Annotated in this window: 27 protein-coding genes; 7 read left to right on the top strand and 20 right to left on the bottom strand. The window is 62.8% G+C overall.

Features of this window, described 5'->3' with window-relative positions:
• From ACM9LZ_RS23995 to ACM9LZ_RS24015, 5 genes are all read right to left on the bottom strand, one after another.
• Positions 1 to 1,546, bottom strand: a 1,546-nt coding sequence (locus ACM9LZ_RS23995; protein WP_416622053.1) for an ATP-binding protein, incomplete at its 3' end; no start/stop codon positions are given.
• 12 nt (positions 1,547 to 1,558) lie between these two features.
• Positions 1,559 to 2,590 (bottom strand): CorA family divalent cation transporter, encoded by a 1,032-nt coding sequence (locus ACM9LZ_RS24000; protein ID WP_416622054.1) that lies wholly within the window; start codon positions 2,588 to 2,590, stop codon positions 1,559 to 1,561.
• A 1,029-nt stretch (positions 2,591 to 3,619) separates the two neighbouring features.
• Positions 3,620 to 4,108 carry a thermonuclease family protein gene (locus ACM9LZ_RS24005; RefSeq protein ID WP_416622055.1) on the bottom strand — a complete coding sequence of 163 codons (489 nt, stop codon included), beginning with the start codon at positions 4,106 to 4,108 and terminating at the stop codon, positions 3,620 to 3,622.
• A gap of 29 nt (positions 4,109 to 4,137) precedes the next feature.
• Positions 4,138 to 9,150 carry a MobF family relaxase gene (gene mobF, locus ACM9LZ_RS24010; RefSeq protein ID WP_416622056.1) on the bottom strand — a complete coding sequence of 1,671 codons (5,013 nt, stop codon included), beginning with the start codon at positions 9,148 to 9,150 and terminating at the stop codon, positions 4,138 to 4,140.
• An 8-nt stretch (positions 9,151 to 9,158) separates the two neighbouring features.
• The gene (locus tag ACM9LZ_RS24015; RefSeq protein WP_416622057.1) at positions 9,159 to 11,138 is read right to left on the bottom strand and encodes a type IV secretion system DNA-binding domain-containing protein; all 1,980 of its coding nucleotides are present in this window, start codon (positions 11,136 to 11,138) and stop codon (positions 9,159 to 9,161) included.
• Between the two features lie 1,280 nt (positions 11,139 to 12,418).
• Here ACM9LZ_RS24015 and ACM9LZ_RS24020 point away from each other — a divergent pair.
• Positions 12,419 to 12,616, top strand: a complete 198-nt coding sequence (locus ACM9LZ_RS24020; protein WP_416622058.1) for a hypothetical protein — start codon at positions 12,419 to 12,421, stop codon at positions 12,614 to 12,616.
• Positions 12,617 to 12,704: 88 nt separating this feature from the next.
• Here the strand turns inward: ACM9LZ_RS24020 and ACM9LZ_RS24025 are convergent, their stop codons facing one another.
• The 11 genes from ACM9LZ_RS24025 to ACM9LZ_RS24075 form a co-directional block, all read right to left on the bottom strand.
• Complete coding sequence (locus ACM9LZ_RS24025) at positions 12,705 to 13,292, bottom strand: hypothetical protein (protein ID WP_416622059.1); 588 nt, start codon at positions 13,290 to 13,292, stop codon at positions 12,705 to 12,707.
• 416 nt (positions 13,293 to 13,708) lie between these two features.
• The gene (locus tag ACM9LZ_RS24030) at positions 13,709 to 15,133 is read right to left on the bottom strand and encodes a DNA cytosine methyltransferase (protein ID WP_416622060.1); all 1,425 of its coding nucleotides are present in this window, start codon (positions 15,131 to 15,133) and stop codon (positions 13,709 to 13,711) included.
• Positions 15,133 to 15,957 (bottom strand): adenine nucleotide alpha hydrolase family protein, encoded by an 825-nt coding sequence (locus ACM9LZ_RS24035; protein WP_416622061.1) that lies wholly within the window; start codon positions 15,955 to 15,957, stop codon positions 15,133 to 15,135. The genes ACM9LZ_RS24030 and ACM9LZ_RS24035 overlap by 1 nt, the downstream gene beginning before the upstream one ends.
• A 76-nt stretch (positions 15,958 to 16,033) precedes the next feature.
• Positions 16,034 to 16,225 (bottom strand): hypothetical protein, encoded by a 192-nt coding sequence (locus ACM9LZ_RS24040; protein ID WP_416622062.1) that lies wholly within the window; start codon positions 16,223 to 16,225, stop codon positions 16,034 to 16,036.
• A gap of 68 nt (positions 16,226 to 16,293) precedes the next feature.
• Positions 16,294 to 16,785, bottom strand: coding sequence for a hypothetical protein (locus ACM9LZ_RS24045; RefSeq protein ID WP_416622063.1), 492 nt, complete (start codon positions 16,783 to 16,785; stop codon positions 16,294 to 16,296).
• A 33-nt stretch (positions 16,786 to 16,818) separates the two neighbouring features.
• Complete coding sequence (locus ACM9LZ_RS24050; protein WP_416622064.1) at positions 16,819 to 17,247, bottom strand: hypothetical protein; 429 nt, start codon at positions 17,245 to 17,247, stop codon at positions 16,819 to 16,821.
• Between the two features lie 19 nt (positions 17,248 to 17,266).
• Complete coding sequence (locus tag ACM9LZ_RS24055; protein ID WP_416622065.1) at positions 17,267 to 17,512, bottom strand: hypothetical protein; 246 nt, start codon at positions 17,510 to 17,512, stop codon at positions 17,267 to 17,269.
• Positions 17,513 to 17,545: 33 nt separating this feature from the next.
• The gene (locus ACM9LZ_RS24060) at positions 17,546 to 17,905 is read right to left on the bottom strand and encodes a Clp protease/crotonase-like domain-containing protein (RefSeq protein WP_416622066.1); all 360 of its coding nucleotides are present in this window, start codon (positions 17,903 to 17,905) and stop codon (positions 17,546 to 17,548) included.
• Positions 17,902 to 18,345: a hypothetical protein gene (locus ACM9LZ_RS24065; RefSeq protein ID WP_416622067.1), complete on the bottom strand. Its 444-nt coding sequence runs from the start codon at positions 18,343 to 18,345 to the stop codon at positions 17,902 to 17,904. Before ACM9LZ_RS24065 ends, ACM9LZ_RS24060 begins: the two co-directional genes overlap by 4 nt.
• On the bottom strand, positions 18,346 to 18,660 hold the full coding sequence (locus tag ACM9LZ_RS24070) for a hypothetical protein (protein WP_416622068.1): 315 nt from the start codon (positions 18,658 to 18,660) through the stop codon (positions 18,346 to 18,348).
• The gene (locus ACM9LZ_RS24075; protein WP_416622069.1) at positions 18,657 to 19,697 is read right to left on the bottom strand and encodes a DUF7146 domain-containing protein; all 1,041 of its coding nucleotides are present in this window, start codon (positions 19,695 to 19,697) and stop codon (positions 18,657 to 18,659) included. The genes ACM9LZ_RS24070 and ACM9LZ_RS24075 overlap by 4 nt, the downstream gene beginning before the upstream one ends.
• A 127-nt stretch (positions 19,698 to 19,824) precedes the next feature.
• Here ACM9LZ_RS24075 and ACM9LZ_RS24080 point away from each other — a divergent pair, with 127 nt between their 5' ends.
• The 3 genes from ACM9LZ_RS24080 (at position 19,825) to ACM9LZ_RS24090 (ending at position 21,475) form a co-directional block, all read left to right on the top strand.
• Positions 19,825 to 20,358, top strand: a complete 534-nt coding sequence (locus ACM9LZ_RS24080; RefSeq protein WP_416622070.1) for a hypothetical protein — start codon at positions 19,825 to 19,827, stop codon at positions 20,356 to 20,358.
• A 148-nt stretch (positions 20,359 to 20,506) separates the two neighbouring features.
• Positions 20,507 to 20,845: a ribbon-helix-helix domain-containing protein gene (locus ACM9LZ_RS24085; RefSeq protein ID WP_416622071.1), complete on the top strand. Its 339-nt coding sequence runs from the start codon at positions 20,507 to 20,509 to the stop codon at positions 20,843 to 20,845.
• A 318-nt stretch (positions 20,846 to 21,163) separates the two neighbouring features.
• On the top strand, positions 21,164 to 21,475 hold the full coding sequence (locus tag ACM9LZ_RS24090; RefSeq protein WP_416622072.1) for a hypothetical protein: 312 nt from the start codon (positions 21,164 to 21,166) through the stop codon (positions 21,473 to 21,475).
• A 15-nt stretch (positions 21,476 to 21,490) separates the two neighbouring features.
• Here the strand turns inward: ACM9LZ_RS24090 and ACM9LZ_RS24095 are convergent, their stop codons facing one another.
• The 3 genes from ACM9LZ_RS24095 to ACM9LZ_RS24105 form a co-directional block, all read right to left on the bottom strand.
• Positions 21,491 to 22,429, bottom strand: coding sequence for an SOS response-associated peptidase (locus tag ACM9LZ_RS24095; RefSeq protein WP_416622073.1), 939 nt, complete (start codon positions 22,427 to 22,429; stop codon positions 21,491 to 21,493).
• A gap of 142 nt (positions 22,430 to 22,571) precedes the next feature.
• Positions 22,572 to 22,736, bottom strand: coding sequence for a hypothetical protein (locus tag ACM9LZ_RS24100; protein WP_416622074.1), 165 nt, complete (start codon positions 22,734 to 22,736; stop codon positions 22,572 to 22,574).
• Between the two features lie 330 nt (positions 22,737 to 23,066).
• Complete coding sequence (locus tag ACM9LZ_RS24105) at positions 23,067 to 23,387, bottom strand: DUF736 domain-containing protein (RefSeq protein WP_416622075.1); 321 nt, start codon at positions 23,385 to 23,387, stop codon at positions 23,067 to 23,069.
• 612 nt (positions 23,388 to 23,999) lie between these two features.
• Here ACM9LZ_RS24105 and ACM9LZ_RS24110 point away from each other — a divergent pair.
• Together ACM9LZ_RS24110 and ACM9LZ_RS24115 are read left to right on the top strand one after the other, a co-directional pair.
• Positions 24,000 to 24,464 (top strand): hypothetical protein, encoded by a 465-nt coding sequence (locus tag ACM9LZ_RS24110; protein ID WP_416622076.1) that lies wholly within the window; start codon positions 24,000 to 24,002, stop codon positions 24,462 to 24,464.
• A 42-nt stretch (positions 24,465 to 24,506) separates the two neighbouring features.
• On the top strand, positions 24,507 to 25,010 hold the full coding sequence (locus ACM9LZ_RS24115) for a hypothetical protein (protein WP_416622077.1): 504 nt from the start codon (positions 24,507 to 24,509) through the stop codon (positions 25,008 to 25,010).
• A gap of 71 nt (positions 25,011 to 25,081) precedes the next feature.
• Here the strand turns inward: ACM9LZ_RS24115 and ACM9LZ_RS24120 are convergent, their stop codons facing one another.
• The gene (locus ACM9LZ_RS24120) at positions 25,082 to 25,729 is read right to left on the bottom strand and encodes a helix-turn-helix domain-containing protein (RefSeq protein WP_416622078.1); all 648 of its coding nucleotides are present in this window, start codon (positions 25,727 to 25,729) and stop codon (positions 25,082 to 25,084) included.
• A gap of 128 nt (positions 25,730 to 25,857) precedes the next feature.
• On the opposite strand from ACM9LZ_RS24120, the gene ACM9LZ_RS24125 reads away from it, so the two are divergent.
• A partial coding sequence (locus ACM9LZ_RS24125; protein WP_416622079.1) for a transposase occupies positions 25,858 to 26,136 on the top strand: 279 nt, incomplete at its 3' end.

Genomic DNA, 26,136 nt, shown 5'->3' on the forward strand with positions numbered 1-26,136 from the left:
CGATGGGCACCCCGAGATCGAGGTCGTGCTCCGCTTCCGTAAGGGAGCGAAGACAGACGGGGCATGTATCGGGTTCACCTTCATGCCCCTGCTCCTTCAGCCACGCGGCAACGCGGGCGTAAAGCCGGCGACGGACGAAGGCGCTCTTCTCCGCGTGCTGCCGAGCGAATTCGTTGGCACGATCCGCCAGTGCCCGCACCCGCTTCCGAACCTCGTCGACCGTGGCCGCACCAAGCGCGGCCAGCCTGTCGATCGCCGCCGCGAGGGCATCCCGTGGCGGCGTACCGCCGGTCAGATTCGTGCGGGCACGGACCAGCTTCTCATCGAGCCCATTCAAAGCGACGTCGATTACCCGGATACCCGCGGCCTTGGCGACCGCGGCGACAACCGAAGCCGTTCTCCGGCGCAGGTCTTCGTCGATACCGTCAAGGCTGGCCTTACAATCGTTTCCCGACACTGGAAGGGCAGCGGCCGGCGGCTTCGACGGGCTCGTCTCGAAAAGGGCGGCCAGGGCGCCGGCCTTGGCCTCAAAGTCACTTGCCGCAACCTTCTGCTTGTTCCGACAGTTGGTCGTGAAGGTACCCTTCAGGAAGCCGGCGAACTTGGAGACGGACACCTCCGCAAGGTCGCCGATGGGGCGAAGCCCAGTCAGTTCCTGGACGCCTTTGCCCAGGCTCTCCGGACGACCGAGTGCGATGTAAGGAAGACGCGCCATGTGCAGGACGCTGAGTTCCAGCCCAAGACGGGACACCCCAAGGATGTCGTCCAGGGTTCGGGACCCTACTTCTTTCCCGTCCACCGACAAGCGGCTGGTGAAGCCGCCCTTGCCCGCCTGTATGACCTCGCGGCGGACGACCACGGTCTGTGCCGCCGCATTGGTCAGGGTGACCTCGACCTTGGTCTCCAACGGCGGTCTGCCGGCCTGGGTCCGCGCACGCCATTGCTCGTCCGTCGGCATGGGGACGATGGTCGGCAACGTGACCGTCTCGTTGTCGGGCAAAGTGTACGTGTTGACCAGCGTCTCAAACGGTTGCGGCTCGCTGGCGGGACAGGGAATGTGCCCGGTCAGTGCGAAGGTCAGTGCCTTGGCAATGGAACTTTTCCCCGCGCCGTTCTGGCCGCGGATCAGCACGATGTCCCGTTCCACCTCGATGACCAGCGGCGGGGGGGTGCTGCCGTCGGCCAGACAGTAGGGTTGGAGTCCGCCGAATTGCGTGACCTTGATGCTCGTGACCTTCCAGCGCGGCTTGTCGCCGGCGCGCGCTCGGTTCGTCACGGCAGGCGGCTGGAATGGCTGGTCTAGCCAATCCGTGATGGCCCTGGCAAGATCGTCGCTGCCCTTGCCAAACGACTTTGCGTAGATGTTCTGGCCATCCCGGTGGTCTAGGAAGAACTGCAGGGCATGGCGCTGCCGCTGGTCCTCCAGATGCAAGATGCTGCCGTCGGCCAATCGTACCGGTCGACCGGCGACCACGGTCTCCAGAAACTCCCGTGCGGTGAGCGTAGCGGCTTCCTTGGGCTTCGCCAGCGTTTCGATTAAGGTCACGGCGAGACTTCCTTAGTTGCGGCCGAGCAGGATGGCGGAGAGTTTCGGCAGCAGCCGGTAGCGGCCGAACGCGACGGTTAATGCGCCCACCAGGCCCACGCCCAGAACGTAGGCTCCCAGTGCGCCCCACCAGAAGACGGGTTCGAGCGTGAGCTCGCTCATCTTGTTCATCCCGAACGCGCTGGTCAGCAGCGATGCCGGCAGGAAAAGTGCCGCCACCGTGGTCAGGACGATCATGATCAAGTTTTCCTGGCGCTCAAGATCCAGCCGCTCCGCCTCGTCCGCCAAGCGGATTTGGTCCTCGATCTCTTTCTGGATCTCGGGAAGACAACTCGCCGCACGGAGGAAGTCGTAGATCTGGTCACCCATGGCATATGTCGTCACGCGATGGGGTAGATACTGACGGCGAAACGCGGCAAAGCTGCTGCGCAGCTTCGCAATCCCAGCGTACGGGCCGGCTGCTTGATCGAGGAAGTCGGTCAACCGGACACGCTGATAGCAGACTGTGGCGAACAACAGGCTGTAGTAGGTTTCCGTGTTCCGCGGCTGGCCGTGTGTGGCTTCACCCGCTAGAAACAGCGTCAGCCGGTTGCGCCATTCGTACAGTCGCCAGTTCGCCCATTCCTGCAGGTAATGATTGCGGATGGCATCCTGGGTCTTGGCGTCCGGACCGAACTCCTCCTGCCACGACGCTATCCCGAGCGCGAGATGCAGCACGAGATCGTCCAGCACCTTGTTTTCCGGCCAGCCCGCCTCGGCATGACAGAGGTTGAATCCCGGCAGGTCCTTGCCGAACCAGTGGACACGGCCGTCGATGTCGTTCCAACGTTCGTCCGGCAGCGCCAGAACGTCGCCTAGTATCCATTGGCGGAGGTGAAGTTCGCGCTCGCCGACCCGCCAAAGCGCGGGGCTCGCGCCAGGATACGCCGGATGCCAAGAGGAGGCCGCGGTTGCCACCCACTTCACATCATCCGGATCGAAGGGCTTGGTCCCGCTGACCTTGATCAGCAGAAGAGGGTGGTCCTCCATCCAGAGCAGGTCCACCCACTCAATCCACGCCCAAGAAGTTGCATCTGGTCCGACCAGTTCCGGCCACATGTTGGGAAAGAGGGTCCACCGTGACGAATTTTCGAGTGCGCGTGATCGGGGCATGAAGAAGTCACGGCAGCCTGGAAGAAAGAACCGCGTCGCTTCCTCCAGCGTCGCCCGATCAGCCTCTGGCAATCGCAGGGTCCAGTTTGTCCAGGATTGCGAATGCTGCGCGCGCGTCTTGTCTTCCCTGGTAAGGCAGAGCGGTGCGACCAAAAAGCAAGACCAATCAATCATAGCGGCACCATGCACACGGACCTACAATGACATCGACCTCATAAAGCACCACATTTCTACCTACATCCAATAGTGACATCAACACCTACACGCATATAATGCATATCGTCCGCCTAATTTGCACGATTGATGTTTCCCCATTGCCAAACGAAGTTGCGCACAACGTACAGAAGTAGCTTCCGTGAGAAAGTTCCCATAATGTCTTCGCGTTTTTGGATACGGGACACTGCGACTTGGAGGTAGGCTACGGGTTACCGGACATGTTTACGGACAAATGGCGGTCGGCGATGGTCGAAATCGGGTATGCGCTCGTCTCCACCAGCGAGCGGGTCCTTCGTGCGCGCACAAGGAGAGAACTTTCCGGACAACCTGCTGCCCTAGCTGCCTCCCTTGGGCTCGCAGCACATCGACCTCACCGGTGACCATCTTTGAGCGGTACCCGCAAAGCTCGACAACGATGGCTACAGGATACTGAGAACGCCAACGGAACGCGTCACGACCTGCTGTTGTCCATTTGTCCGTTTATCGTGGTTTTCGCCCCGTCTATGTCGTTACCCGGTTGTGCTTCAGAACCAATGATGTGCTCCGTTCGACCTTGCAGAGCATCTTCGTCCAGCGGCGGATGAACTTCGACGCCCATAGGCAACGTTTGGCGAACACGACGTCGCCGATTGGCCGGCCGGCAATCACCCGACGCAATGCCAGATGAGGTTGGCCCTGGCTCGGTGGTCGGTCCCGGGCAACAGGTCACGGCCTCTCTAAAGCATCCCGCTTGCGCCGCCTGAAATCGCCGGGCACCTCAAAAGAGCCAGACCATAGCCCCCGGCGGTTTGCCTGCGCCTCTGCTTCCTCCGGAAGGTAGGAGCCGCCGTGCCGGTAGTATGAGACTGCATAACCGGCCCGCACCAGCCACGAGTTCAGATTCAAGCCCGCAGCTGTGAAACAGACGCCCAGGATGCGGCCGTACCGGTCTGTACCGCGGCTCAGGCATCGGACGTCCTCGGTCCCGATTGCTTCGGATAAGGCTCGGGCCGCTTGTTCGCCGCAGGGATATTGCACGAGGCTATGACCGAGACACCATTGGTCACGCTCCGGCGCATCGATGTCATAGAGCTTCACCCTGGTGCCCTTCATGGCCAACGTGTCACCATCCAGTATCCTCGGCCGACCGGCGATGTCCCAGGCGGACGACGGCGAGGGCAGCAGCAGCAGCAGCAGGATAGAGATGGTGCTCACCCAGGATTTTTTTCCCCGCCTCGCCACCGTCACAAGCTGAGCTCGACATCATGATAATGCCGAAGGGTGCTAGGCATGGCGGCGGCCGCACCAGATTGCACCGGCGCCGCCATGGCTCCCGCCTGCGGCCCCTGCATTGGCGGGGTCCGACCCAGACCCGCCTGAGGTCCGGCCATACTGCCGATCCAACCATCCAGGATATCGCTCTCCCGAGCCAGTGGATGGCCAACACCCACCAACGCTGAACTGGCTATACCGGTTTGCGCCTCCAACAGCTTGGTCAATCCCTTTAGGTCATCGACATAGAGCTTGGCCTGAATGCGGGCCCGCGACAGCACCACATAGAAGGACTGTTGGTTGGCGAGTTTGTTGTCCGCAGCCGCGAGTGCTCCCCAAACAGCCGTCGTCGTCGCTCCCTGCGATGCGTACGCGGTGCGCGCGTAATCGTAATCCATATGTCGCAGCGCCGCGTCGTTGACGTCGAACTGAGCGATCCGACCATCGTCAAAGCGGATATGAACGGTGCGGCCATCGACTTCGACGACATCTGCACGCCTACCATTGACTGTGCCGGCGACCTTGTCGTTGTTGGTCCATCGAATGCGTTCACCGGCGCCGATCTGCCGCTGCACCAGCTCATAAACTGCCACCTTGGCGCGATGGTTGGCATCGCCTGGCTTCCAATCGATCACCCGGTCGCCATGTCGCAGGCTGACCGTCCCGGAAGCCTGGTTGACACGGGCCACGGTGAGGTACTCATCCTTTTGAATGGCAGCACCACCAAGGCCGGTCACAAAGCGGACAACGTCCCCGGCCTTGTAGTTGGACGCCAACGTGGATTGCGCCCGGGTGAACGACTTGTTCCTGAAGGCCATCAAGGTGGCCTGCTGAGCGCCGATCTCACCTTTCGCCGTAAGCCCCCGGTGAATCTCGTGATTTATTGCATCCCGCGTGAAGCGCGCCGGCGCCACGATCATGACCTTGCCCACGGCTCGGTCGGCTTGGGGAAGTTCCAGCCAGTCGGCGGCGATCCGGCTGGCAATCGTCAATCGCGACGCCGGCGTTTCCTCATTTCCGACCTGGATGATGTTGTCCGACCCGACTTTGGCCAACGCGAGGGCCACCTTCCCTTCCGCCGCCGCATAGACGCCGCCCCGCAGATCCTCCCCTGTCTGGCGCTGGATATCCGTCATATGGACGGTGGCCATCCCGGATCGCTGCATGATGTCGAAAGGCCTGCCCGCTTCCACGCTCCGCAACTGCTTCACGTCGCCCAAAGTGATCGCCCGCGCTCCGACTGCTTCGACGATCCGCACCAGGTCAGCCATCTGACGGTTGGACTCCATAGAGCCCTCGTCCACGACGATGACTGTTCGCGCGAACTCGTCCCTCAGACCCTCCAACTGTGCTGGCGACGCCTCACCCCTGGCGACATAGCCAAACTCCTGTAGGAACGATTGCAACGTTGCCGCATCAATGCCGGCGCCGTCGGACAATTCCTTGACTGCGGCGGTGGATGGCGCCAGCCCCAGCACTTGGCTTCCCGCCTGCCTGATACCGCTGACCACCGCCCGAGTCATTGTCGTCTTCCCGACGCCGGCGAGCCCTTGCACAGCAACAAACCTGTCGGAGGTGGCGAGCAGGAAGGTGGCCGCCGCAGCCTGTTCGGCGTTGAGCGGATGCTGAGCGACGAGATCAGCTCGCGCTGTCTGGTCCAGCAGCGGCGCGACGGCGCCCTTGCCTCGACGGATGTGGTCCACCGCCGACTTTTCCGCCACCAGGGCTTCTGCGGTGGTGAAGTATCGTTCGTTGCTCCGCCCTTTGCCCGGACCATTGGGGTTGCCGGCAGGGATCAGTGTCCCCTCCTTCTCCGCAGCCTCCACTGCTTGTTCGATTTCACCGACATCGTGGCTGCCGAAGCCGGCTTGCATCGCTGCTTTCAGAACATCGCTGCGGCTGAATACAGCTTCGCGTTCCGCCAGATGGGCGATGGCATATTCCAGCGCCGGCGGCAATGATGACCGGGGAGCCTCGGCCATCTCGAGCCGCTCCTGGCTTGCCAACGCGGTGGCCTTGTCGCCCGTATTGGCCAGGATGGACCTTATAGCCGCATGTCGATCGTCAACGACCAAGCGAACATCCATGCGCGCGCGTGAGAGGTTGACGTAGAAGCTCCGGATCGAGTTGAGGGAGCGTTCACGGCTGTTGATCGCAATAATGGCGCGACCCGCTGTCAGCCCCTGTGCCCGGAACGTCGTCTGAACATGATCATGGTCGATATGCCGCAAGTCGCCGGCCGAATGATCCAGGGACACTTGGCGGCCATTCTGAAGGCGGATGGTGGCCATCCGATCATCGATCTCCTCGACGACGCCCGTGGCACCGCCATCGATCTCCCGGTCGGCATCCTTGACGGTCCAGCGGATCTTTTCCCCTGCCATGAGGGCGAGCTGGCGCTGCTGGAAGATCTGCACCGCTTCGCCCCGCCGCACCTCCGGCCCGTCCGGATCCCAACTGACGGTATTACCGGCTTTCGTCTGGAGCTGGACCAAATTCGACGATGCATCAACCCGCAGCACCTCCAAATGGTCGCCGGCCGCGATCCCGAGGCTGCGGATTGGACGCGCGAAGCGCACGACCTGGCCAGCGGCATAGTTGCCGGCGATGCGGGTCCGCACTTTCGTGGTGTTGGTGTTAGCCAGCACGCCGATCGTGCACTCCGCGCCCTGCAGTTGACCTTCCTGCTTCAGCACATCGCGTATCCCCGACGTGACGGCGCTGCGGGTGGCATTTGACGGCGCGATAACGACGGAGGTCGCTCTTTCTTCCGATGACAGACCTGCCCAGCTCGCTACAGTGGCTTCCGCGACAGCATTGCGGGTAGCGGCGCCGACCGCTGCACCTTTCAATCCTGTCACGTCGGCCTTCGCCTCAACGATCCGGCCCTCTCCCAGCAGCCGGAAAGCACGTGCCACATTGCCATCGATGGACGCATAAACAGCGTCGCGAGCCTCAGGCGTCTGTTGCCGCCGGATCTCCGTCAATGTGGCCGTGGTCATGCCGGCGTCCTGCGCCTGCTCGAATGGCGCACCTGCGTCGATGGCACCGAGCTGCCTGATATCACCAGCATAGACGACACGCGGGATTTCCAACGCCTTGGCCACGCGGTTGAGGTCTCGCATTTGCGTCGTCGATAGCCGTCCCGCCTCATCCACCAGCAGAACAACGTCCTTCATCCGCTCCCGCATTTCGTTGAGGCCAGCCGCGGAATACCGTCCCGCAACAACCCCACCGAACTTCGTCAGGAAGCTCGCAACCGTGCGCGAATGGAAGCCGTCTGCTTCGAGGCGCCTGACCATCGACGTCTGCGGCGCCAGCGCCAGGACCTGCTTGCCATGACCTTCTGCGACAGCCTGCACAGCCTGGAAGAGCGTCGTCTTGCCGGTCCCCGCCCACCCTTGTAGCCCGACGAACCGGTCGGTGCTGCCGGCGATAATCTGGGCAGCGGTTCGAGCTTCTCCTACGATACCCATGTTATCCAGGATCGAGCTGGTGCGGTCGGCCAAAGCCAGCGGGGACACCGCCCCCCTGCCCTCATCAATGAGCCGCAAGGTCTCCCGCTCCGTCTCCAGCGCCGCTCCCGTCGTGATCATTCCCGCTTTGGCCATCTCGGGATGAACGGCCGGCAAGATGACGTTCTTCTCCGTGAGGGTGACAACGGCCTGGTCGATGTCATGCAACGAAAATTTCCCCAGCCCAGAGCTAAGGACGGCAGCTTTCAAGTTACTCAGGCTGAACACGCTGCTGCGTTCGCTGAGATCCGCCAACCCGTAAAGCACCGCATCCATTGCCGTGTCGCGCCGAATGCCGGCGTCAAGAGCAAGCGGGTCGGATGTGGACGGCTCCGCCGCTGCACCCAGCGCGGCACGCCAACGTGCAACCAGCACCGTCATCGCTGACGTCACCCTCGACAGGAAGGTTGGCGCCTTGTTGTCCATTGTTGGAATGGGCGCGACGGCGGCCGCCGTCTCTTTGCTCCGATCTGGCATCCGGCCAACCTGATCCAGTTCATAGCCCAACTTCTTGGTGATGACCTGCCAGGCTTCCATGAGCCGTTCCGGTCCGACAGACTGTTTTGCCCGACGTGTTGCGACAGCGGCATTCGCGGCCGCAGTGGCATCAGCCCGTCCCCATGCTTTCAGCTGCGCCTTGATCTCCTGGCGCCTGGTGCTGAATGTCTCGCACAGCTCCTTCGGCACGCCGGTGACCTCGAACAGCCCGTCTTCGCTGGTTCGCTCCACCCCATACCCAAGGGCTGTAAGCGACTTGGCTAGATGCGATCGATAGATCTGCCCGACCAGCATCTTGTTCGAATAGATCGATGGATTATGCAGGCTACGCCAGCTGCCATCCGCGTCCCGCACCATGTTGGCGACGACGGCGTGCGTGTGCAATTGGGGCTCCAGGTTCCGACTTGCCTCCTCCCTGAACAGGGCCGCCATCATGTCCTGACCGGTCGTGACTTCTATGACGCCATCGACCGATTTACGTGTCTCCAGGACATTCTTCTCCAGGTAGGCCAGCGCAGACGTGACAGCTTCATCGTGGGCTTGCAGAACCGCCCGATCACCTTTCACCAAGGCCAGAACCGACACCGACTTGGGCGCGCTAAACGTCAGGTCAATGCCGGGCACATGCAGTCGCTCCATTTCGCCATCGGGACCTTTCACGGTGCGCCCCAACTGCGGTCCGCCGGGTACCTGACCCTCCAGCACGGAGCGAAACATGTCCTGATCGACTGGTCCCGAAAGGCCCGCGGCAGCGGCACCTGCACCGTACCAGGTGCTAGCGCGCAGCTCCGCACCGGTCACCGGCCCGCCGCCAACGCCTGTCCCAATGCCAGACGTCGATGGCCCGCCATCGGGGCCGCCGACGGTATCAACGGAGCTACCCTGCCCTTTGGCGTAGTAGTCCCCGGCCTTAGCACCCTTGTAGTAGCTAGCCGCCTGGGCGCTGGATCTGAGTGTCGATACTGACAGCATTGGATGCCTCAGATGATGTCCATGTCATTGAGCAGCGTCTGTGTGTCAGGCCGCTTCTCCGGTTCGGAATCTGGACGCTTGCCATCCTCCGACGGTGCTTCGCTTTTCTGCACCTCACCGCCGGCACCCTGCCCGCGGGCCTCGATATTCGGGAGCAATGCCTGCTCGCCACTCTCACCTTCGCCGTCCGCGTCTTCCATACGCTCTGCGAGAGACTTCTTCTTGAACAGCTCGTGCCTCAACACGAAACTTGGCGCCCCCGTCGGGTACGACTTGTAAGGTACGACGATCTTGCCGATGGGTATTCCCTGTGGCATGCGAACGTAACAGTGACCGTCGGGCAGGTCCTGAATATCAGAGGCAAGCGCCAGCAACTCCTTCTCGCGCTGTTCGTTCAGCGCGACGGAATCACGGGAATCAACGGCCCCATAAGTCACGGTCTCGCGATAGTCCAGCACCGTCCTTTGACCAATTTGATTCGAACACCACTCCGCCACATCGCCATCGCCCGTGGAGAAGATGAATCTCGTGCGCCAGTTGCCAGAAATCGCCTTCGCACGCTTCTCACCGTAGATCGCCTCCATCTGCGGAAAGTTCTGTATCCCTGCGACGGGACAGGCGCCCTTCTGCCGCGTTTCCGCCGTCAACGCCTCATACGAAGGGATCTCCTGAAGGCTTGGCAGCTCGTCCGTGATGATCCATATGCGCCGCGTGGGCGACGACGGCAGTGTCAGCAATCCATTGACGATGATCTCCAGCCAAGCCGTGATCAGCGGTCTCATCGTGGCATGCAGGTCGCCGCGGGAGGGTAAGAACAGGAAACCTTCGCCGTCATCGGCTTCAAGCCACCGCCGGATGCTGAACCGTTCCCGATCCATCGGCAAGCGGTCCAACGGATCAAGCCAGGTTGCCAGCACGGCGCGAAACCCAAGTGCCTGCTTCGGCGCCTTAGCATCGACCAGCGACGATGCCGTAGTCCCCTTCAGGAGCTTCGCCATCTGTTCGATGGGCATCTTGAGAAGGCCGGTGATGAGCAGCTCATTGGAGGGATTCTTGGTGCGCAGAACCTGCTGGCCCACCTTGTCGAAAAGGATGCGTGCGCCCTGGATCCATAGCGGATCGCCGCCCTGCGATTTGTCAGGCATATAGGCTGTGGCAATGGACATAAGGTCTGTGGGCAGGAGGACGTCATCAAACAGATTCCAGGACGGTGAACGATTGTCGAAAGGATTGAGGATGACGTCCTTCTTGGGATCATAAAATGCTTCAACGAAGGTGCCCATCTTATCATACACGACCGCCCGATCACCGTTAGCGCGGATCCACTCCAGCAGGCGGTTCAGCGCTACCGTCTTGCCAACGCCAACGGCCCCGATGAAAACGATGCCTTTCGTCTCGTCGCCCATGGTCAGGGGCAGTTCACCGATGTGAACAACTGGAGTTCGCCGCTCCTTCGGGAAGCCGCGATTATGCTTCTTGATGGCCTTGATGAAGGCTTTTGGTGACGTGGCAAGCAGGCTACCTTGCAAGTGGCGGCGCCGTGCCAGCGATGAACCGCGTAGAGTGAAATAGATCGCGACCAGGCAGCAAAGCAGCGCTGCAATGAGACCACTCACTTTGAATGCGGAAATCAATTCACCCTTAACTTGACCGGCCACTTGGCGAACACCGGGATGGGTCAGAAGCTCACCAGCGGCCACGTCCACACGCGAGCCATCTGGCCGGACAAAGCCGACCATACCGTCTGAACTTCCTGACCAGTCGTGTTGCAAGTATGCATAGAAATAGGACCGGGCGACGGTCCGTTGATAGGCGTCTGTGTTGTCCATGAACCGGTAGATTCCGACCCCTATGACGATCCACAGACTGATGAAGATCAGGAACTTGCAGACCTGCCAGAACATGGAAAGCGAGTGGTGCGTAACCTGTCCGCCGCGAATGAAATGCTTAACACCGCTAGCTTTGTCCGCCGTTTCCTTCTTAGCCATTAACGCCCCCATTGCCGATCAGATTCTGCTTTCGGATCAGACCATCAACCTCCTTGCGGATCGCCGCAGCTTGGTCTTCGTCCAGACTGGATTCCAGCGCCTTCCAGGATAGTAGGACTGCTCTCAACATCAGCCTCTCGGCGAGATTCGCGGGGAACGATCCTGGACTCTGCTCAGGGGCAGGATATGTGCCCGTTATTCCATACTGGACGAGGTCGCGGATCCAACTCGAAGTGTCACGATACCCTAAGGCCTTCGCCTTCCGGGCCGCTGCATCCCACTCGTCATCTGTCATGCGGATTGTTCGAGATATCCGGATACCGTCCGACATGGCGCCCACCAACTCAACCGATCATTACGACCCTTTTAGCATTTCTGCGGGTTGTACTAAACGCAATACGTCGCCATGCGGAACGCCATTCAACGCATGGCGAAAAATGCACGTTTAAACAGCAAGATAGGAGCAGCGTAGCTGCATCAGGTGTGAGAAAACCGCCTCCCCATGGTCGAATTATTGATGGTTTCACTCTCCCACCATGGACGTTCCCTACCTCTGCATCTGACCTGAGAGGCGGGGTCTGGGGCAGCCGGCGCCCCAGGGAAGCGCGGCGGCTTGCTGGAGGGGAACATCCGCGCCGACGTCGTCCCTTCCCTGTCCTCTTAACAGCGGAGCCGGGTCCATTCACGATCGCTACAATGCCGGTTGCCGGTCGAAGCGGTTGCGCCGCCAGTAGAGGGTGCTGATATCCACATGGCACAGGGATCTAGCCCGTCCGAACGCCGGTTGACGCGTGCACGGACGGGCGGGCTAGATCCCGGCTGGACGGTGACGAAGTCGCCGTCCAGGGGCCCTGTGGATATCAGCACCCTCGGACGTCTTGTCTCGACCTTGGGCGCAGATGGGTGACGCCACTGGGACCGCGGCCATCCATATATCCACAGGGGGACTGCGTCACCCTGTGGGGATGTGGATGGGCGACTAATGGTTACCCCTGTATGCCATCATTCAATCGAGGGCGCTCGGCAGGGCGGGCCTAGGGGTGGCCGTAGGCCGGGGCCCCAGGGTCGCCGCCGTAAGCGGGTCCAGTTCACCGGCGCCAGGTTGCCCAAGGCGATACCACTGGCGTCCCGGAGGGGGTGCAGGGGAGGTGTCCTCCCCGCAATTATCCGCCCGCCAATAATCCCCGTTTCGATGGATTCTGCCATCACCACCTGATAGGTTCTCCCCACCATCACCGGGGAAACAAACCATGGCATCAACACGGCAGAAACGCGCGTCCATGACCGTCACTGAACGGTTGGCGGAGATTGCGAAGCAAGAGGCCGCGCTCCAGGCCCAACGGCGCGAGCTGAAGGATCAACGCGTTCGGGAGATCGGCAAGGCATTCGAGCATGCAGGTCTGCTCGAACTGTCCGATGCTGAGCTGGATCAGGTGATCACCTATGCCAAGGATGTGATCAAGACCGCCGCTAAGTGACATGCCCAACGGCAATGGCCCCCGGCGTCAACCGGGGACCATTTTCACGTCTGGACCGGTGATCAGTTTGATCATGGTCCGGCCCTCCTTAGGCCACTGCCAGAGCGGCATCGTCGGCCCACCCATAGTACAGGGCCTCGGTATGGGATAGACGCGCACTGAGGGCAGCGTAGTCCTCAACCGTCGTCCGCAACAGGCCGTAAAGGAAGTGCTGTACGTAGTCCTCATTGAGGTGCTTTTCCTCGGGAATGTGGTAGTTCTTCCGGACGGTCCTAGCAGGCCCATCGACGTCATGACGGAACCCGTTGAGCGTCGTCGTGCGTTCGTAGCTCGACCCTTCACAGTCGGAGCAGGTAGAGACCGTAATCGTCACAATCCCTCCGTGCGCCTCGCTGTAGAAGCGGCGCATGTAACGTTCCTTCAGGATGCCGAAGTCTACATCCTGTTCGACCTCTTCGTCCTCTATGTCAAAGCAAGGCGACAGCAATGACAGACGCCCCTGCGCCTGAAGGATGTCCCGGACCACTTGGCTGTCACGGGCTTCCATCAATGCGAACTGGAAGTTCCGATCATCCTGGACTTCGAGGTCCCTAATCAGGGCGAATGCGACAGCCCTTGCGCGGTAGAACTCGGGCGTGCCGTTGGTACGCTCGCGGTTGCTGCTGGTGCTGATCATTTGCTGACTTCCTATCCTCTAATTGCTGCCGATGCGCATGCATCGGCGGCTGCCAGCCGGCGAGGCGGGGAGGCAAGTGGAAGGGATCGCCGGAGAGGAGGGGGATCACCCACCCGCAGGGCGGCCGGCTTGCCGGCCGGGTCGCAGCGGAGCGGAGCGCAGTGAGACCTGGGGATACCTCTCCGGCGACGACGGCGCAGCCGGCGCTTGTCCCTTCTGCGCGCCAGGGGCGAAGCCCCTTAGCAGACGGCGCCGGCAGGCGCTGATGTCTGGAGAAACCGCGTGCCCACCGGCCTCAGGACAAACCGACCCCTGCCCTCTTGGAACCGGCCGAAGGCCAGGAATACCCCTATTGCCGATCTGCCTGACATTCCCCTTCCAGCACCGCCACACCGGCCGCCGATCTGGCCCCAAGATCAGATGGCCAGGACCAACTGGCCCTGCTCCACCGGCTCCGCCTGAACTGCCATCTGGTCAAGGCCAGCACCCGAACGAAGTGCCCGGCCAACGGCTCGGCCGACATCCCTGAAGCAATTCCAGACCACCGACTGTCCCAGGAGCTCGTGCGCCCTAGTCGGGCTCCGCCCCGAGATGACCGCGTCCGCCAGGTCGGCCGGCAGCGACTTCACTCGGGCATGCTCGGCCGGCGTCAGCAACCGGGCACGCTCCGGATCGTGCGGCGCCACGAGCTGGGGTTCCGTCGTCCTGCCCTTCCAGTAGCGGCGCCCGATGCAGGTGATGGACCTCGCCTCGCCATCGACCAGGTTGCGCTTGAATCCCCCACCCTTGGCCGCATGACGAGCTGCATGAAGTTCCAGATACTCCCGCCGGCGCCAGCTGACGTGATCGGCCGCCACACGCTCCAGAACCTGTCCCAGCGTCCCGGCCCTGCTGGTGGTGGCTACCACCTCGAAGGCGGCCGGCGCGACCCCCTGTGAGAAGGCAACGATGGACCAGCGTCGACGGTCCTCCAGCGCGCCATGGGCGCCGCCGGCAACCTGCACCTGGAACACCTCGTAGCCCCACCGGGCGAGCTGCGTGCGGATGATGTGTGCGGACGCCGTGCCGGCATAGTCGACGACATTTTCCAGCACTGCGATCGCAGGGTTCGCAGCGCGCACGGTAGCCAAATAGCTGACCACGAGATGGCCTGCCTCGGTGTCAGCCTCCGGCATGGCGAACTGCTGCTTCTTCGCCCTGCCCTGCCGGCTGGCCGCCGTGCATGGAATGCCGGCGATCAGCAGGTCCAGCGTCGGGAGCTGGGCGGTGTCCACCTCGTCGATAGGGCCTTCGACTGATACCCTTGCGCCGCGGGTCGCAGGATTGGCGAACAGGGCAACCTCCAGGCCGTCGGCATCAAAGTCGGCGACCAAGCTGGAGACAGTCCCAATCCCCTCGGCCGCAAGGCCAGCATGGATAGCGTGATCCAGGACGCCGCCGCCGGTGAAGACCGATCCGACGGCGAGCGGAACGCCCTCCACCAGCTTGCGCCGCAGGCGATCCTCCCTGCTGGCCCTGGCCACGGCGATCGGTGCCAGCGACACCTCGATCTCGCCCGCCCTGAAGATGCACCTGACCCTGTCGTCGCTCAACCCGAAGACCCGCTCGACGATGGCGCCGGCAACGTCGACGATGGGACGGACAGTGGCGCCGCGGGCCCGCGAGGACACGATGCGCTCCCCGCTGGGCGACAGCCGCAGGACCAGGCGCCGGCGTTCCGGATCGGACACGATCGTGAAGCGCGCCCCCGGCCGGAAGCCAGCCCAGGCGAGGCGCGGTCCCTCCTGCCAGAGACGCCGGCGCCCGCGGTTGAAACCGATCTTGGTGTGGACGATATGCATCACGCCGCCCTCGCCGCTTGGGCCACGCGCTCTTGCAGGAACTTGGTCCAGGCCCAACGGCGCCCGAGCCCTTGGACGGTGCGCAGGCCCCGCGCGTGAGCACGCTCCTCCATCGTCACCGCAACGGCAGCCAAGTCGGGATGATGATCCTGCAACCAGGCCACCTCTGCCTCCTTGCTGGCCGGGCACATGAAGCACGCGGATTTCACGGGAACGGGCAGGCCGGCCGCGCGGATCTCGTCCTCGCAGCGTTGGCGGTCCCAGCCCCAGTCGACCAGCGGATATTCGTACCGGTGGCCGGGCGGCCATTTGCCCGTAGCGTTGCGGATCCGTCGCGCATCCTTGGGTCCGGCATTGTAGCCGATCATCTTGCAAATGGTGGGGCCATGCGCCCACCGCTGCTGGCGGGCCTGCCAGCCGAAGTGCCGCCGGCAGAACGCCCATTGTGGCTCCACCTTCCATTTCAGCGAACATGAATGCCGGCCATAGGCCAGACTGGGCAGGACCGACTTTCGGATGCACTCACCATGCAGGCTGGTATCGCCAGCGATCGGGCTGCGGTTCTTCACCCGGGTGATGGACGGCATGCCGTGCGTCGTTAGCCAGGTGTCCATGGTATCCAGGTAGCGATAGGTCTCCGGTTTCTCGCTGCCGGTATCTGCGAACAGGATCAGGTCGACCTTGCGACCGCTTTTGTAGAGGCCCACCAGCAGCGCCGTGCTGTCGACGCCGGCGCCGTAGGCCACGACCACGGGTTCAGGGTCGAGCATGACGGGGACGACAGGGTGCAGAAGGGCGTTCGCGCGAGCTGCCAAGCGCGGCATGGTGAACCTCATGAATGGGAGAACGGGTGTCAGCCTGACTGACCGGCTCCGCCGGCGTCAGGCCGCGACAGCAGGATCAGATACCGAGATCCTTGTCCGGCCTGGCGGCCGCCGGCACGAAGGTGGTGGCGATCCCGATGGAAGCGATCCGAGGGGCATAAGTCCGGTAGAGGAAGCCGCCCGGAACCTCGATCCTGTCGGTGATGATGTCGTGCTTGAAAGGCTCGCCGCTGAATGCGGTCTGAGAGACGATGACAGCGGTCTGCATGGTGCTGATCCTGATGTAAGAAGGCGGAGAAGGAACACCCGCCAACGTCGGCGGGAAGCGGCAGCGGGCTACTCGGCCGCGCATGCCGGCGCCACCGCCGTCGTGGGGCGATGCTCGGTCAGGAGACGGATGCCAGCGTCCGTGAGCTCGCAGGTCTGGGCGCGAAACGGACCCTGGGGCCAGCGAGCCCACCGCAGGGAGACGACGCGGCCAACCACCGACGGGTTGTTGAATCCGACGATCCGATAGATGGTGTCGCTGTGCTTGACCTTGGTGATGCGGCCATCACGGATCCGTTCCAGGACGTCCAACTGGGTCGGTGTCGGGTTCTGTTCTGCGGGACTGCCGGCGCGGGCCTGATAATGCTGGTAGAGCCATTGGTTCCCATGGCTGTTGCGGAGCGCATGCAGGGTGGCACCCATGGCCTCCGTGGGGCCTTCCCAAGCCAGAGCCCGGCACCAGTAATCCAGCACCAAGGTGTTCCTCCAGTTCCGCCCGTGGGCGGCCGCGAACGCTTCCAGGGCACAATGTTCGTCGATCGTGATGTCGCGGTAAGTCATGTCTGCTCTCGGATGGAGTGTGAAAGAGCGCCGTCAGTCGAGCGGCGGGCCACCATTGTGGCCGAGCTGCCGGTTTACCGGCCGAAGGTCGGTGCCGGCCTTGATCGCCGCAGGGTCGTAGTAATGGGGCCGCCGGCGGAGCTCGTGCTCCTCCAGCAGATCCGCGAAGAGCGGGTAGCGGCGCTCCAGACGCCGGCGCAGGTTCTGGCGCCGGGCGGCCGCCTTGCGTTCGGCTGGCCAGCGGCGGGGTTCGGGAGCGATGTGCGTCCATCCCTGGTTCCAGCCAGATCCCGGGCGGACGCGAGGCATGTGCTGCTCCTGGATGGCCCGCTCGTAAGCGCGGTCGAGCACAGTGCAGGTCCAGAGCAGCCGGCCGTCAAGGGTCACCGCATCGGCCGGCGGCTTGGTATGAGGATTGAGCCAGCCGACGGTAAGGACGCTCATGCTCTTCGACCTGGACATGGGGCAGGCTCCTGTCGGATCAGCGGGCGCGGACCAGGCGGTAGCCCTGGTCCTGGGCGGTGCGTAGCACGCACAGAGCCTCGTCCAGGCCTGCCTGATCGACATCACCCTCGAACCCGCCCATGAAGCCTACCGCGAATGCCAGCGCCTTCTCCAGCCGGACGTCCGTCAGCATGTCGGAGCCGGGCTGACAGAAGCAGGCGCGCATTTCTTCCAGGGCCTCGGACCAGCGTTCGCCGGTGCCATCGCAGTGCTTGCAGGTCATGCTTATTCTCCAGGATTGGGGGTGAACGGGAGTTCAGGCCAGGGCCTGGACGGGGTTGAACCAGCGGGCCAACCAGCCGGCGCCAGCACCGGCAGGGGTGGCCTGGTCGTGGACCAGATCCAGGGAACACGTCCCCTGGGCGAGACGCTGTTGGAGCACCTTCCAATGGTGCTGGCCACGATCCGGCACGAAGCTGCTGTGGACCACCAAGTCGTGCTGGCCATCACCGCAGGCAAGTGCGTTCTCCAGGCACTGGAGCAGAGCCCAGCATTCGGCGGCCGCCAGGGTGGGCGCGCGTGCCGGCAGATAGGTCATGCACCGCGCCCCGGCCTGGATGGTGACGAGGTGGCCACGGGCATCGGCCCGGACATCGACTTTCAGGATGATCTTCATGGGGTCACCTTCATGGGTTCGACGCTGCCCAGGCGGAGCTGGCCATCCTGGACCTGGACGGTGATCACCCGGGTGATGGTCGGCTGGCGGATGGAGCCGGCATGGAGCAGCAGGCGGGCCTTGCGGCCTTCGACGAGGGGGGTGCCGTTCCGGAAGACGGCGTAGGCAGACCGCCAGCAGACGGTATCACCGTCGGTCTCCAGCTGGCCGCAGCCGACGGTGGAGCCGGCAGCAACGTGAAGCCAGCGTGCATCGGGTTCGCTCATGGCATCCAGGGTCAGGCCTTCGTAGCGATCGGCATCGACATGGATGTCGACGATGGTGCCTTTGCGCGACGCCTCGATGCGCAGCCCATCGGGATCCCAACTGGAGGCGGCCGCCGGTAGGGCCAGAAGAAGCGCCGCCGCACCGACGGCGAGCTGGGCGATAGGGAGCTTCATTCACTCCTCCGGAAGGTGGGGGCGAGACGGATCGACTAAGTTCAGAAGCGTGCGCTGCAGCTCGGTCGGACCCCGGTCCAGTGTGTCGACCCGATCCTGATGCAGCCGGACGCGCATATCAGCGGTCAGCCTGTGGTAGGGCGACAGGGCGGCCGCCAGGGCGTCGATGGACGGGACCTCACCGCGGCAGGCACCGACCCACAGGTGGACGTAATCATCCGGCCCACTGGTGACGGTCGCGAAGAAACTCTGCATGGGATTGTCCCAACCGACGGCGATACGGTAGCGTCCCTCTTCCAGTTGATGGCGGCTCATGCGGCGATCCTTTCCTGGACCAGGTGCTGGTAGAAGCTGCGGATCCGCGCGGCGACGGCCTGCGGACCAAGCTTGAGCAGGTCCTCGTTCCAATCCTTCAGCACGGGCCGCGCCCGGATGATGACGAGACCATCCCGGTCCTGAAGGCGCTCGACCAGACACTCGAATGCCTTGTCGCCTGCATCGTCATTGTCCGCCCCGACGAGCAGGATCCTGGTGCAGACGGGAATATCCATCTCGCCCAGGTGCCCGGCCGATGACGCAGCCCAGACGGCAAGGTCTGGCAGCGGCATGGCCACGGCAGCTCCATCCTCTACCGCCTCGGTGGCGCACAACACCGTCACGTCCCGCCCCTGCAAGCGGCAGGCTGCGCCATAGAGGTTTCCGAGCGACATCTTCGGGTCGGGCAGATCAGCCTTCCCACCGTCCTGGCTCAGATAGATCCGGTGGATGCCGGCGAAGCGCCCATGGATATCCAGGAACCGTGCGATCAGCGCCGGCCCCCTGCCCGTATGCTGGATACTCTTCTGGCCCGGGCTGGCTTTCTCCCACCAGCTCCACCAGCAACTGGCGTCGAAAGCCAGGTTTGACAGGTGCCGGCTGATACCACGGCGCAGGAGATACCGCGCCCCCACGCTGTTACGCAGGTTGCGGGTGCAGCGCCAGATCCTCTGGGCCATAGCCTGCAGCTCCACTGTGGACTTGGCGGGCCCTTTGGCCTTGGTCCGGAGCGCCTCCGGCACCGGCAGGCGCAGGATCTCGCGCAGACGCTGCTTGGTGCGCGACCAATCGTGTCCGCCACTGGCAAGATGCACCAGGTTGAGAATATCACCGTGGCAGGTATCGTCGGCATAGTCCCGGAACCGGCCCTTGGCCAGGTTGACCTTCAGGCTGTCGCCGGCATCGCCCCCGATATTGCCGACGCAGAAGTTACGACCGGTCACGTATCCGTTGGGAAACAGATGAGCGCAGACATGTAGGGCGTTCTCACGGGCCTGCGCTGCTAAGTCGGATAATTCAGGATCACTGAATGCCATGATCGCCACCCTCATATTCGGCCAGGAGATCGGCTGGATCGACCTGGCGAATGTGCCTGTATCTGGTTGGTGCGAGGTTCCGGACATGACGCCCGATCCCTGGGCCTGAGCAGCACCGCAAGTCTGGATGTCGCTGCATGAGCGCCAGGTCCCCATCGATGTGGGTGATTACCCAGCCTCGGCCGGCACGCGGGTCGCGCTCATTCAAGATGTCGACAACATCGCCAACCGCGAGAGGAAACCGAAGATCCAGCAACACCGGAAAGCACCATCAACTAGAGAACACCAACACGATTACTATAACAAAACACCAATAAAGAGAGAAGCAATTAAAAACATAAAGAAAAGTAATATTACCTCACAACTTGGCATGACTTGTGCTCTCATTTTTGGTGAGCCAGAGCATTTCTTGATATCATTCGAGCGCAGCGAGAAATGGGTATCATGGGGGTGTTTGCTTCATTTTCGGAGCCTGCCGTCGCGTGGATTTTCAAGCGCTGGCGGGTGGGGTGGGGACAAATGCGCAAGAGAGGGTGGCCGGGCTGCGGCCGGCGCGGGGCCGCAGGACCTGCGCAGGACGCGGCCTGGACGCTTGATCGGCATTTGCCCCCACCCCACCCGCCAGCGCATCCACGCGAGCGACGGCAGGCTCCGAAAATGACAACGAACATCTCGTCGGGCGCTAGCCCGATACCGCTTCTCAGCGACATTCCCGCTGGCCCACCACGAGTAAACTTGCCTTCATCGCGATGGCGGTGGGCTTCTCCATATGGTATATATTTCCACCATTAATTTCGCGTTGCCAGATTATGCCCCCGCTCCGCAAGCCCGCACTATCCTCCTCCCCTCCCCCGGCCCACCCGCTGTTTCAGGGCACCGACCTGACGCAGAAAACGGCTATTCGGAATGTCCAGATCCATGGCCGGCGAACATCGCTGCGCCTGGTACCGGATTTCTGGAATGCTATTGAGCTGATCGCGGAAACCGAGAAGCGGCCGCTCTCCGAGATCCTGGGCCTGCTGGACGTCAAACGCGGCAACGCGTCCCTGACGGCGGCCGTCCGGATTTTCGCGTTGAATTACTTCCGCCTCCAGGCCCCACCCCTGCCGGCGTCGGGTGACGGTCAGCACCAGGCCACCAGCGGCTGACCCGCTGGCCACGTGAAAGCCGGCGCCGGCGGGCGCAGCGGCCGGGAGCAGACCCCGTCCGACCCCTACGCGATAGCCCGAGACCCGCTTGCGGGGCTCGGCAGTTCTTAGGTTCTGGCGCGGCCCCGAAGGCCGCGTTGGAACCTTAGAACTGGTACCGGTCGGACCACCGGCGGCTCCGAAGGAGACGACGGTGGCCCCGCTGTTGCGGGGCGGCCCCCCAATACCTCCTTGTTGCCTGTACCTCTTTTGAGAGCTTGCCGGGTAGGAATCAGGGGCCAATTATTGGTCGCTTCCACCACTGCTGGGAGAAGCATTATGACCGTCGAACAGCCGGCCACCCTCACCCCCGAACAACTCGCAATGACTCGCCATGTCGCCGATCTCGGTGCCAATCCGAGCCAGCACGGTGATCTGCGACTTTATTTGCAGAACCGTTCCGACGCGGACGTGAATGTTGTTCTGGCCACCGCCATGGTCGGAAAAGGTGAGTTTGAGGGGGACTTTCCGTTCATCCTGAACTATGTCCAGCAACCCAACCCGCATCTGGACAAGCGCGCCAAGCTCGCAGGTATGGGGCGGAACGGTTCCTATTTCATCAATGAGGGACTGAGGGCGATGGGCTACTGATGCCTACTGCTATACTCACGGAAGTGGATCCAGCAGGCCGGGATTGTTGTTGCGGACATTGCCGACCGCCGCATCCACCTTCCATGCCTGCATGAGCTCTGCCGGCAGCGTCTTCAACACGCTGTCGGGCATGGCGTTCGGGATCTCGCCCAGCCAGGTCGCCCAGGCACTTTCCGGCAGGATGATCGGCATGCGGTCATGCACCTCCTGCACGAGCTGATTGGGCTTACCGGTGATGACGGTGAAGGACCGCAGGAATTCACCCTCGGAAACCTTCTTCACCTCCCAAAGGCCAGCGACGGCGAAAGGCGACCGGTCGACGGCCGCAAAGGCATAAGGCTGCTTCGTGTTCCCCAGCTTCTTCCATTCGTAGAAGAGGTTCATCGGGACAAGGCAGCGCTGGCCACGCCGAAATGGCTGCGTGAATATCGGCTTCTCCAGCAGCGTCTCCGCCCGCGCGTTGGTGGGCTGCAGCCCCTTGTTGGCTAGATCGGCCCAAGGCGGCACCAGCCCCCACTGCAGCAGGTCCAGATGCCGGGTGCCCTCCTTGGGATGCAGACGGATCACCGGCAGTGCCTGGGTGGGTGCGGCGTTGTAGTTCGGATCGAAATTGATCAAGGGGTTCGAGGTTCCGAAGCGTGCCCGCAGATCGCTGGGGGCGTCGATGATCGCATATCGTCCGCACATGGCTTCCTCGTATTCGCCCCAGATGCTTTCACCGGTCAGCCACTCATGCACTACATTGGCCTCGCCGGCGGCGTGGGCAAGGTCAAGGTCCTGGGCAGCATGAACCCGGTTTATCTGGCGCTGGTCAACGCCCATCCGGCGCAGCACACCGGCGAGCATGCGCTCTGCGGCCGTCGCGCGCCACAGCAGGCGCTCGACATCCCGCGCGAGCTTGGCGACGTCGGTGCCGTCCCCTGCCCTTTCCGCGTCATGCTCTTGCTGCTCCATGATCCGCACCTGGTGACAGCGGCATCCTACGCCGCCAGATGACCGACCCTATATTGTTCTTGTTACGTTCTCAATGCCGACAGAAGAGTGAAATGCGAGAAGGCAGCCCGCCCCAAAGGGCGAGCCGCCGACGAAAGGGGGCTCACCGCCCCCAACTGGCCTCCACCGCGTCCAACTCGGCCTCGTCCTCAGGGGTCATGGGGCGGCGGGGACGTTTGGCGGCGGCTGACCGCCTCGCTTCCATATGGGCGAGAAGCTGATCTTCAGTGAGGCCGAGGTCGAGGACGGAATAGACGGTGGTATGCATGATGTGATGTTCCATCTGCTGAAGTGGTAGATGGGCAGCCCGCGGGGCGGGCGAAGCGGACGGGTCAATGACGCCGGAGGCGCCGCGCAGCGGGGCGTGGGGGAGCCGATTTTGTCGCTTGCGGCAAAATTGGGGGCACCGCGCATCATTGAGGCGGCCGCTTTGCTCGCTCACACTCCGCCCCTCTGCTGCGCAAGCATTTGCGCCAACGCTGACACCGCCCCCGAGCTGGGCCGCACCACCATCACAGGATCTGGCGACTGGGTCCCTGCCGGCGCCGGCGGGAAGGGACGCACGGGGCCGACCTGGCGGCCGACCCCGCGCACCGGATCAGTCACGCGACCAGATCAGGCACAGAACGTCCTCGTCATCCTGCCCGGGCTGGCGGCCCAGGTTGCCGTAGAGCGTCTGAGGGAGCTCGGGCGCGTCCAGCTTGAAGGACAGATACGGAGTGCCATTGGTCCGGGACGTCTTGCGCCAGACCGCACCGGCCTCGAAACCGGTGGATGCGAAAATGCGGAAGTGGGGGCCGTTGGGGCCGGGATTGTCCAGGGGAACGATATCGATCTCCGCCCGAACGGTGAGGGTCTTGAGGGAACCGCGATAGCCGCCTTCTTCAGTCTTGCGAACGGTGCCGATGATCGTGGACATGGGTGCTTCTCCGGGTTGGGGCGACACCAGCGTCGCCGTGTGCCCCGACGTCATGCGGCAGGATGGCGAATGACCATTGCGTCGTAGCGGGCCGGGCCTGCGCCCCCGCGTGGCTGAAAGCCATGAGAAGGGGTGCAGGCTGGGCCTGACGTGCGACGCGATGGTTGTCCGACAGCAGGGCGCATAGTCGAACAGGGCCACGGCGGCGTCGGTGTCGCTTGACCCAGACCAGAACCAGGACTGCGCATTGGCACGCCCGCCCGGCCTGACAGCGCCCACCGGCAACTCAATACCCACCACCCCGCGGCGACCACTCGGTCTCAGTGCAGCGTGGCCCCAGTCCCCGGCCCCGCCTCTTCGCGCCCGCTGGTCTCGGCCTGGGCCATCGACTGGCCACCGACGATCGTCCACCGGCCAACGCGGCGCACGTCAAGCGGACAGATACGCCATTAGGCGCTCGTGGCCATCGCCGCCGGCCCGACCAGGCTGAAGGGTCGACCTACCAGCCCCGGCTGCCAACTGACTAGATGCATGGAGTTGTACTGCCATCAGGTCTTGCCCGTTACCACCTGACAGCGTAGAAACTGCTAATGCTTACGGCTTGGGGGAGTTATGCGGCATCTTCTCATTTCTTTGGCCGCCGCTGCGACCTTCATCGGGTCGCTGTCGGCATCTGGCGCATTGGCTCCGGAGCCAGTCGCGCACGAACTGCTGAAGGAAGCATGCGCGACCAAAAATAAGCCCGCGCCGACGGCTGGGGCAAAGGTCGATCTCTATGATTATCGGGTAACCGTTTCCGTCTCTCCGGCCATCCACCTGATGATACAGGACACGGCCTTCGACGGGCCGGACTGGCGGAAGACCCTGGACTGTGAGGGTAACCGGGCACTCGCCGCGCGTATCACCGGCGGCAAGGTCGAACTGCGCTTTCAGGCCCTGGTGCCGCATCCAGATCCAGCGCAGAAGGACCCGAGATATGTCGCCTTCACGGATACTTTCGCCCTGAAGGATCTGAAGAAGGGCGCGATCAAGCGCGAGAAAGACGGCATTACCTACATCTTCGCGCTAAAGACCTGATTGTCGAACGTTCGACAATCAGGTCCAGAAAGAGAACCGAGAATGCTGCGCATATTGGCCGTCACCACCCTTGCGTTCCTTTTGACCGCCTGTACAGGCGGTCCACAGGATCCCAGCTACGTTCGCGGGCCCGGCCCTGGCCCCGATCAATATCTTCTCAAGGAGGCGTGCGCCCTGAAAGAACCTCCGCGCACAAGCGGCGGGGAAGCACCGATGTGGGGCTACTCCTTCAAGGTTCAGGTCTCACCGACAGAACGCCTGAACCGGTCGACCAGCATCGCGGGCGATGGCAGGCCCTGGTTGATGACATCCGTCCATTTGCCCAATGACGGATGTCCGGCAGGCGATGTCCTGGCTGTGCTGATCGACGATACGAAGATCAAGATCCGGTTCGAGTATGCTGGCGTCGTTAACATCTCGCCCCTGGGTCAGCCCCCCAAGTACAAGCCGAAGCGCATCACAATTCAGGATCAGCTCCAGGTACAGCGAGGCCTTCAGGTCACCCGGGAGACAGCCGGCGGCACCTATACCCTGATCATGGATTGATGAACTGCTCTGAAAGGCCAAAGAAACAAACCATCCGCCATATCTCGGTTGTCCCCGCCCTTATGCCAACATCAATCCTCGTAACTGCGTATATCGGCCGGATCCCAGACAGCGCCAAATTGCCGACGAGGCTTGTCCTGCTTCTTGTTCGTTGAACCAAGGGGCCGACCACGGCGGCGCGGGGCGTCCTCTGGAACAACAGGATTGGTAGCCGGAGCCGCCTCGGCCAAAACAGGTTCGGTTGCCAGCACCGGCTGCGACGCAGGCGCAGTCACCATGGCCTGGATAGCCCCCCGGACAATGTTAACCGCCATATCCGGCTCAAGGGCTCTCAGCAGCGCCGAGACAGTGTCCGCTACCTCAGGCGGCGCGCGACGCCAAGCCCGCAGCAGATCCAACTCACGGCGAGACAGGATGCCGGAATGGTCTGGCGTGTCAGGCCCCGCATGAGCACGTTGTCCTTCGGCGTCGAGGCCGTCGAAGAAGAACATCATGGGCACATCCAGGATGTCGGCTAGCCGGTAGAGCTTGCCTACAGAGACCCGATTGGAGCCACGCTCATACTTCTGGACCTGCTGGAAGGTAATGCCCAGGGCTTTAGCCAGGTCGGATTGGCTCATGCTGAGCAAGGCGCGGCGCAAACGGATACGGCTAGCGACGTGCCTCTCCACCAGTGCCTCAGCCGCGTTTACGGCATCGTTCTTTGAGCGACGTAGCATTAGGTCCTTCTGATGCTATTAGTGTCCGTCCGAGAAGGATTTGAATTGGATCAATGTGATAGAGGAATGGTTGCGGTTGGTGACACAGCTGTGATTCTTTCATTGGCGTGCTCATCAGGACAAAGGCCATGTGGACGCCGGAGAACCGCCCTCTGTACAATCGGGATCACCTTCGTTACCCAAGCGACCTGACGGACGCGGAATGGGCGTTGGTGTCGCTTTTGCTTCCTCCGGCCAAGCGTGGGGGGCGTCACCGCAGTGTGGACCTGCGGGAGGTGGTCAACGGCGTGATGTATGTGCTGGGCACGGGCTGTCAGTGGCGGGCGATCCCGAAGGACTTGCCGCCGCGCAGCACGGTTTTCGACTATCTGAGCCTGTGGAGTTGGGACGGGACGCTGGACCGCCTC

Origin of the sequence: Niveispirillum fermenti (assembly GCF_048066175.1) — a bacterium.
GTDB classification, from domain to species: Bacteria; Pseudomonadota; Alphaproteobacteria; order Azospirillales; family Azospirillaceae; genus Niveispirillum; species Niveispirillum fermenti.